The 8244-nt window shown below is 58.9% G+C and carries 6 protein-coding genes; 4 read left to right on the forward strand and 2 right to left on the reverse strand.

Annotated elements, in window-relative coordinates; genetic code table 11:
• The first annotated feature begins 1 nt into the window (after position 1).
• Positions 2-1369 carry a polysaccharide biosynthesis/export family protein gene (locus N7I30_RS20935; RefSeq protein WP_024351214.1) on the forward strand — a complete coding sequence of 456 codons (1368 nt, stop codon included), beginning with the start codon at positions 2-4 and terminating at the stop codon, positions 1367-1369.
• A 40-nt stretch (positions 1370-1409) separates the two neighbouring features.
• Positions 1410-2900, forward strand: coding sequence for a hypothetical protein (locus N7I30_RS20940; protein ID WP_244495488.1), 1491 nt, complete (start codon positions 1410-1412; stop codon positions 2898-2900).
• A gap of 71 nt (positions 2901-2971) precedes the next feature.
• Here the strand turns inward: N7I30_RS20940 and N7I30_RS20945 are convergent, their stop codons facing one another.
• Positions 2972-3268 carry a hypothetical protein gene (locus N7I30_RS20945; RefSeq protein ID WP_024351213.1) on the reverse strand — a complete coding sequence of 99 codons (297 nt, stop codon included), beginning with the start codon at positions 3266-3268 and terminating at the stop codon, positions 2972-2974.
• 224 nt (positions 3269-3492) lie between these two features.
• Here N7I30_RS20945 and N7I30_RS20950 point away from each other — a divergent pair, with 224 nt between their 5' ends.
• Together N7I30_RS20950 and N7I30_RS20955 are read left to right on the forward strand one after the other, a co-directional pair.
• On the forward strand, positions 3493-4404 hold the full coding sequence (locus tag N7I30_RS20950) for a glycosyltransferase family 8 protein (RefSeq protein WP_228241811.1): 912 nt from the start codon (positions 3493-3495) through the stop codon (positions 4402-4404).
• A 320-nt stretch (positions 4405-4724) separates the two neighbouring features.
• Positions 4725-6815 (forward strand): hypothetical protein, encoded by a 2091-nt coding sequence (locus N7I30_RS20955; protein ID WP_498640972.1) that lies wholly within the window; start codon positions 4725-4727, stop codon positions 6813-6815.
• 150 nt (positions 6816-6965) lie between these two features.
• Here N7I30_RS20955 and N7I30_RS20960 read toward each other — a convergent pair.
• A protein-coding gene (locus N7I30_RS20960) for an IS3 family transposase (protein WP_498640973.1) occupies positions 6966-8113 on the reverse strand; the annotation gives its coding sequence in 2 pieces (ribosomal slippage) (positions 6966-7861 and positions 7861-8113; 1149 coding nt in all).
• Positions 8114-8244: the final 131 nt, after the last annotated feature.

Below are 8244 nucleotides of genomic sequence, written 5' to 3' on the forward strand. Positions count from 1 at the left end.
TATGGAGAAGCATTCGCTACGCTGGAAGGCCTTCCGCAGTCGCGCGGCCGCAACGCTCGTTGTCTTTATCGGTATTCTCGCTTTTTCAAGCCTCGCGGGGGCGGCGCCCTACACGCTCGTCCCAGAGGACAAGATTGCGTTGCGCATTGTCGAATGGCAACCCGGCGAAGGTCGCTACATCGGTTGGGAGGCCGTTGAAGGCACGTACGGCGTTAATGATGCCGGCGCGCTCGCCATTCCCATCGCCGGGCAGGTGAAGGCGGCCGGTCTTACTACGGACGAGGTCGCGAAAGCTATAGCGTCGGCGTTGGCGGAAGGCACGGGATTGGCATTCGAACCCTTTGTGTCCGCAGAGATCGTGCAACACGCGCCCATTTTCGTGACTGGTAAGATTACGACCCCCGGCCGCTACAGTTTCGAACCGGGGATGACGGTGTTAAAGGCCGTGAGTCTGGCCGGCGGGCTCGAACGGGCGACCGATTTCGACACCGCCTCCTTCGAACGCAATCGAATTCAGGCGGCGGGCGATTATCGCACCGCATTGACGACCCAGCGTGATCTCCTGATGCGACGCGCGCGCTTGCAGGCAGAAATCGCAGGGCGGGAAACGTTTGCGATCCCGGGAGCAATAGCCGACGCGCCCGGTATCGAGACGGGGCATGCGCAGGAACTCGACCTCATGCTCATGCGAAGAGTCGAGCTCGAAAGTCGTCGTGCCAGCACCGACGATCTGATCAGTCTCTACGAGCAGCAGATCGAGACGCTTGAAGCAAAGATGGTCTCGCAGGATCGACAGGTTGCCATGGCGCGCCAGGAACTCGAAGCCGTAAGTAGCTTGCGTGACCGGGGTTTGACGAACAACGCACGCCAGTTTGGTCTCGATCGTGCCCTCGCCGATGCCCAGAGCCAGCTTCTCGATCTAGAGATCGCGTTGACCAAGGCGCGCCAAGCCCTAGAGGAAAGCAAGAGGGATCGGGCCGACATCGTCAACACGCGCAACGCGGAAAACCAGCAGGAGCTGAACACGCTTGAGCTAGTTCTTCGCAAAACTGAAGTTGACATGCAGGTTGCCCAACTCCTCGGCGAGCAAGCCGGTTACAGCGCTGGCGCGTTTGAAGCAATGGAAGCCAACTCTATCAAAGGTGGCGCGCGACCGCGTTTCGAGATCGTCCGGGGCAAGAAGGACGGGACGCCCCAAACGATTGCCGCCGAGGAAACGACAGTTCTGCTTCCGCATGATCTAGTCAAGGTGACGCTCGATCTCGCGCAGTCGCTTAGCCCGAGCGTTGCCGGAGATGATGCGAGCGCAGCCACCGGCAACGAATCTGATACCGCCTCCGGACGCGTTGGAGCTGCCGTGGGTTTGTAGGGCGGTGATATCGCGACTATCGAACATCAAAAGACGGGGCGTGCGCGTAGTGAACATTGAGCCGCTTGGATATCTGGTCATCTTGTGCGGTTTGCTCGCGATCTTCCTGGGCGCGCGGTTCGCCATGGCCGTTTTGTGCCTCGCCATTCTCTTGGGCAGTGCAGCCGTGCTGCAGATGCCAGTCCTCGGAGGCGCAAGCATCCAGCCCAGCCATTTTCTCCTGCCGTTTCTCCTCTGCGGCCTTATTCTACGTCCCGGTCAGGCCACGGCCGCGTGTTCTGCTATGGGCTCTCGCGGCGCGGGCTTCTGGTTCGCCGCCTATGTTCTCTTCTCCGTCATGACGGCGATCTTCCTCCCGCGCATCTTCGCCGGCGCAACGCTGGTCTACTCCTCCGCCCGCGACCATTCCGGCATGATGAAGACGATCGCTGCACCGCTCGCGCCGGGATCGTCGAACGTGACGCAGTCGGTGTATCTCCTCGGCGATCTCGTGTGCTTCCTGCTAGTGGCCGGCCTCGCACGGTTCGGCTACGCTGGCGCTATCGTGCGCGCGCTAATCGTGATGAGCGCCACATGCCTCCTCTTCGCCGTGCTCGACCTAGGCACTTATTTCACTGGCCATGCGGATCTGTTGGACCCGATTCGGAACGCGAACTACACTCTGCACACTGGCGCAACATTCCACGGCTTCAAGCGCATCGTCGGCTCCTACCCCGAGGCCAGTGCTTTCGGCTCTGTTGCACTCGCCTTGTGCACGTTTCTTGTGATCCTGTGGCTCGATCAGTATCCGGCCCGAGCAATAGGACTCATCACCCTACTACTTGCGGCGGCAGTGCTCTTCAGCACCTCGACAACAGCTTATTTGGCCAGCCTCGTTGTCATCGCCATGGTCGTGTGCTTCTGCCTAGTGAGTTTGGCGACCGGGCGGGCGCATCGCCGCCACAATCTCTTCCTCGCGAGCCTCCTGATCGTCGGTCCGCTGGCCTTCATGGGGCTAATGCTATCGCCCCAAGCCTATGCGGCGATGAGCGACCTGTTCAACGGGGCGATAGCGCAGAAGATGCAGTCGCAGTCGGGAGAGGAACGAACGGCCTGGAACACTCTTGCGCTCGTCAGCTTCATCGAAACCTCGCTTCTCGGCGCGGGTTTGGGGACGGTCCGTGCGTCGAGTTTTCTAGTCGCGCTCCTGTCAAATGTTGGACTTTTCGGAACCTTGCTCTTTTGCTTTTTCCTCGTCCGTCTGGTCGCCGGAGTTTTGCGCCAGAGGCTGGCCTCTGCCAATCAGCGGACCCTCGGGCTCGCTGCATTGATCTCCTCGTTCGCGCAGATCACTTCTGCTACTGTATCCGGCAGCAGCACCGATCTCGGCCTTTTGTTCAGCGTTACAAGCGGACTGGCAGCGGGATACGCTCTCGGGCCAATGTACGAAGGGCCAAGAGCGCGCAGAGCCCTCGACGTCGGACAGTTGCAGGTGCGGCAAGGTGCTGACCGCCTCTCGACCGCTCTTCAGAGCGAAGGCGCGCGTGCCTGATGGTCACATCGCTTGTCCCGCGGGCTAGTCTCCAGATCAAAGGCCTTAATCCGCTCGCCCGGTCCACCCACTCAGCGCCCGTTTCGCTGCTGGGCCTGTTGAGCCGAAGACTCGCCGATCGGCTTTGTCTCGGTGCGCCGCTGGTGGCGTCGCGCGAACTCGGCCAAGAAGGCGCCGACGAAATATCCAATTTGCATGATCGCAAGGAACCCCATCAGGGTGAAGATAACGCCAGATACGCTGCCATCCGAAAGGATCACCCCGGCCGTCATCGCGATTACTACTGTGAAACACAAGAACGCCCATGCCCGGATATAGACTCCGGCTGCGATCGAGGCGAGGACGGACAGTATGGCCGCATTGAGCATCGTTCACCTCCCTACCTTGCGCGCATAAAATCATGCCTCGATGTTGCGAAGCTTACCACGCGATCGCGCGATCCACATCGCCGCATCTCGCAAAGTGACGCACCCCATCGGCTCGGAAGCAGCGCTCCGGCTCTCCTGCGGGGCGGCGCCGTATCGAATTCTGCGCGACTGCCGGGCGGGAACGCCAGCGCGCCGGCCGAGCTGGAGAGATGAGGGAGTTAATCATGGACCACCAGTGCATCGTCTACGTAACCGACCTCGAATACGCGTTTCCGACCATCTTGTCCGCACTACAGGCTCGCGCCTTTGCGGCCCCGGACACGGACGTTCTCATCCTTACCTTTGAGACGCTTGCGAACGATGACGCGGTTGTTGAGGTCCTGGCCGAGGCCGGCGTCATCCTTATTGATGCGTCGAAGCCCCTGCAGGAAGCGCTCGGACGTCTGGACCGACGATATTTCGCTGGGCGCATCAGCGTTAGCACCATGGCCAAACTCGTCCTGCCGGATGTGCTTCCGGACCGCTATACGCAAGTCATTTATCTCGACGGCGACACGCAAATCGTGGGAAGCCTCGCCCAACTCGAGTGTTCCTATGTGCCAGAGGGCCGTTTCTTCGCCGCTCGCGACTACACTGCGATTCACGACGTCCTCGTGAACGGGACGGACAGCCACTATTTCAACGCGGGCGTCCTGAAGTTTCACCGCTCCAGTTGGATAGGGAAGGAGGCCCTCGCGCTGTTTGAGCGCGACCCAGAAGCCTGCGCGGGTAAGCACGACCAAGGCGCGCTCAACGAGGTTGCCGGGCCCGCTCTAATGTTGATCTCGAACCGCTGGAATTTCCCCAAGCAGTTCCTTCACCTCGTCCCGATGTCCAATCTTTCGATTGTTCACTACATGGCACATCCGAAGCCCTGGCATGGCACATTCTTCCCTTGGACTGCGAAGGAGAGCGGCGTTTACAAGGAGCTGCGCCGGAAGCATCCCGCGATCGCGGCCCTCTATCGAGGGATTGGTTTGAACCGCCGGCTCCTTTACACTTATCGCTCTGCGCGCCAGCGAATTGCGCACTTGGCTGATCGGTCCCCCGCCAATCCGAGAATCGAGGATCTGTTCGTTGGCGAGTACGCTGCCTGAAGAGCCTGTCCAATCGTCAGCCCTAGTAGCACGACGTTCCTGCAGCTGCGAGTGACATCTTTCGCACGACCGGCTAGCGATGCTGAGTACGCTAGGGCGGATAAGAGACACGAGATCGAACGACTCCAATTCGCTTCCATTTCTCTCCCGCTAGACGAACAATACCCGTAGACGCCAAATTTCGCTTTGTACAAACGACGTAAACGGCTTCCGCGAGGGCGAATCTCGAACATGATAGTGTCTTCGCAAGCTAAAAACTGTCGTCTCCCAGATATAACATGTCTGAGCCACGGGCGAGCGACTACGAAAGGACTCTCGAGATGAGAACGTGGCAGGATTCGTCGACAGCAAAAGCAGCTATTCCATTTTTTCGCACTATGTATCTGCATTTGCACGGAGCCTTGCCGATCAAGCGTACAAATGACAAACGGTTAATGCTCGCGGAAGTTCTGACGATTGATGCCTTTGATACGTTGATAACACGCCCGCTCTCTCGGCCGATAGATATTTTTCTTATTCACGGATTGTCACTTCGGGAGCGTTCTATCATCTTAATGACACCTTCGCGCTGGCGGAGCGTGAGGCACGAAGCAGAGCAAACCCTGGCAAAAGCGACCTATCCAAAGCAAGTGACTCTTGAGGAGATTTACGAAAAGCTCGTCAGTGATGCATTTATTTCTCGTGAAAACATTATCGAAGCTTTGGAGTTAGAAATTTTTTTAGAAAAGAGCTTGTGTCGGCCGATCGAAGCGAATATCAATATTGTTAAAGACTTTGTCTCGCGCGGAGGACGCGCGTATGTAATTTCCGACACTTGTCTACCTCACTCAGTTTTGTATCAGTTGCTATCAAGGTGCGGAGTTCGTCTGCCGTCGGATGCTGTTTTCGCCTCATCAGTGTCACGTCATACGAAGCACAGCGGCGAACTCTTCGCCGACCTTGCACGAACCGCTCAGCCGCTGAAAAAAATCTTGCACGTCGGCGATAATTTCGGCTCCGATGTTCAGCGCGCGCGCGCTTGGGGGGTGCCAGCGGCTCCCTACCTCGAGGGACGACCGAGCCGATACGAAGCGTCTGCCTGTGAACTTACCGAAGATTCAGAGCTTCTTGCTTCTATCTTCGCTGGGAGCGCGCGTGCTGTGCGTCTTAGAAGGTCGTTTCTCTCCAGCCATGAGCAAACAGTGTGGGATGTTTCGGCTAACGTGGTTGGTCCGCTCTTAGTAAGCTTCGTTATCTGGTCTCTTCGCGAAGCGGTGCGACTTCGATTGCGTACGCTCTATTTCCTTGCGCGCGACGGAGAGATACTGACAAAGATCGCAAAAGTCCTCGCTCCCAAGTTCGCGCCGAATGTGGAGTGTCGTTACTTGTACGTATCTCGCCAGAGTCTTCACTTGGCTTCCTTGGTCGAGGTGGGGATGGCGGATCGTGAATGGATCTTGGAGGGGGCTGAAGGGAGGACCCTTCGCGAGCATCTGGATAGGCTTGATATACAGCCTTTCGAGCTACTGTTCCATGTGCCACCAGAGTCTCAACTGCGTCGATTGCCCCCAGACGGCAGGCTGACGGCAGCATGTGTCTCCGAGATATCTCGAGCTCTCGATGTGTCAGAGTTTCGCGCTCTCGTCGTTCAGCGAAGCGCATACCGTCGCGCCGCTTGCCTGGACTACATGGCGCAGGAGGGACTTCTGGATCCGGGCGCCATTGGCGTCGTCGACGTCGGATGGCGTGGTCGTCTGCAACGCTCTCTCTGCCGTATCTTGACTACGCAAGAAGCTAGGTTCCAAGAGAGGCTTCACGGTTTCTACATCGATCTCACAAGCTTTCCGGATAACTCCGGAACCTTCACGATGTTCAGCGAGCTGTGCGGCTTAGAGGCTGGAAATTGGGCTAAACGGGGCCCGCTCTTCGAAGTGTTTTGTGCAGCCACTCATGGGACGACTAAAAATTATTTTCGTGCAGAAGACGGCCTTTCTGGTCCGCTGCTCGAATCGGAAAAGAACCCTCTCGCAGAGGATTGGGGGCTGATTGTCCAGCAGGAAGCTGTCATCGAATTCGCGCAGGAAATGGGTGATATGCTTCTGCTGGCGAGGCTCGATCCGTTCAATCATGTCGAGGCGCTGGCGCAGAGCGCTCGGAAAGTCACAGAGATGTTTTTCGAGTACCCACTGCGTGAGGAGGCGAATGCTTATGGGCAGTTTTTACATTCAGAGGACGAACAGCATCGGCAGCTAGAACCGTTGGCTGGACTCATGGACTTCCATCCGAGAAACCTTCTGAAGTTCGCGAAAAGCGGCCGGTCCTCCCGCCGTATCTCCTACTGGCCGGAGGGATCTGTCGCAAGATCAGTGAAGCCAGTGTTCAGATGGACCTGCCTTACGGCATTGAAGTATGCCCCTGGACGCCATAATTAGGGTGGCACTCGATCTGATTTAGTCCCCGGGCTTTCGGTTCGCGCGTCTGCTTTCTCATAGTGCCTTCTGGAACTGACCTGCCACTGAGTTTTTCCTCCACGGCAGATTAGAGTCTGACCTGTGGACTTGCCCGGCTTTTGTGGAGAGCGTTTAGCTTACTTCCCGGGCGTTTCGCTCGAAGGCTATGGGGCTCTGGAAGCCGAGCGATGAATGCCGCCTGACGGGGTTATAGAACCCGTCGATGTATCTGGCGACGGCGTTCTCGGCTTGCTTGCGGGATTGCCATGCGACCTGCCAGATCAGCTCCGACTTGATGGTCTTGAAGAACGTTTCCACCATCGAGTTATCGTAGCAGTTCCCGCGCCCGCTCATCGAGATCAGGATGCCGCGCCTTCGTAGCAGCGCCTGATAGTCGACAGAGCAGTATTGCGATCCACGGTCGGAATGGTGCACCAGCTCCGGCGCCGGGTTGCGAGCCACGAGAGCACGGCGCAGCGCTTCGACCGCGAGGTCGCGCTTCAGTCGGTCACTCGTGGCCCAGCCGACGACGCGCCGGGAGAAGAGGTCGAGCACGATGGCAAGGTAGAGCCAGCCCTCCGCGGTCCAGATGTAGGAAATGTCCGCCCCCCACTTCCTGTCCGGGCCGTGCGCCGTGAAGTCCTGCGCCACGAGGTTCGGGGCGACGGGCCAGGCGTGCTCGCTGTCCGTCGTGCGCTTGAAGCGCCGCTTCTGCCGCGCGATCAACTGGTTCTCGCGCATCAGCCGCGCCGTGCGGTGTCGCCCGATCTCATGGCCCTCATCAACGAGATCGCGGTGCATGCGCGGGCTGCCGTAGGTGCCGTTCGACAACGCGAAGGCCGTGCGGATATGTGCCAGATAGACCATGTCCTGCTGCTGGCGGCGACAGGCCGGACGGTCCTGCCAGGCGAAGAAGCCGCTCTGGCTGACCCCGAGAACGCGGCACATCCGGCTGATCGGGAAGCTGGCCTTCTCCGCCTCGATGAAGCCGAAGGTCATCGACTTCCCTCTTTCGCGAAGAAGGCCGCGGCTTTTTTTAAGATGTCGCGCTCCTGCTTCAGGACCGCATTCTCCCGCCGCAGCCGCTTCAGCTCGGCATGCAGATCGACCGGCGCCTCGCTTGGCTCACTGGCATCGCGCTCATGGCTTAGCCAACGCGTCAGCGTCGATAAGCCAATGCCCAGATCCTCCGCGATCTCCCGCCGCGTCCGGCCGCTGGTCAGTGCCAGCCGCACCGCTTCACGGCGGAACTCCGGCGTCGACCTGTTCCCGTTTCCCATAGAACACCCCCTGGTTCCTCAGTTGGTGCTCTCCACTTTTCCCGGGCAGGTCCACCGTGGTCGACGATTACACGCGGGAATGCCTGGCGCTTGTCGCCGACACCTCGCTGTCAGGCTTGCGCGTCGTGCGC

The organism is Aurantimonas litoralis (assembly GCF_026153195.1).
Classification (GTDB): Bacteria; Pseudomonadota; Alphaproteobacteria; order Rhizobiales; family Rhizobiaceae; genus Aurantimonas; species Aurantimonas coralicida.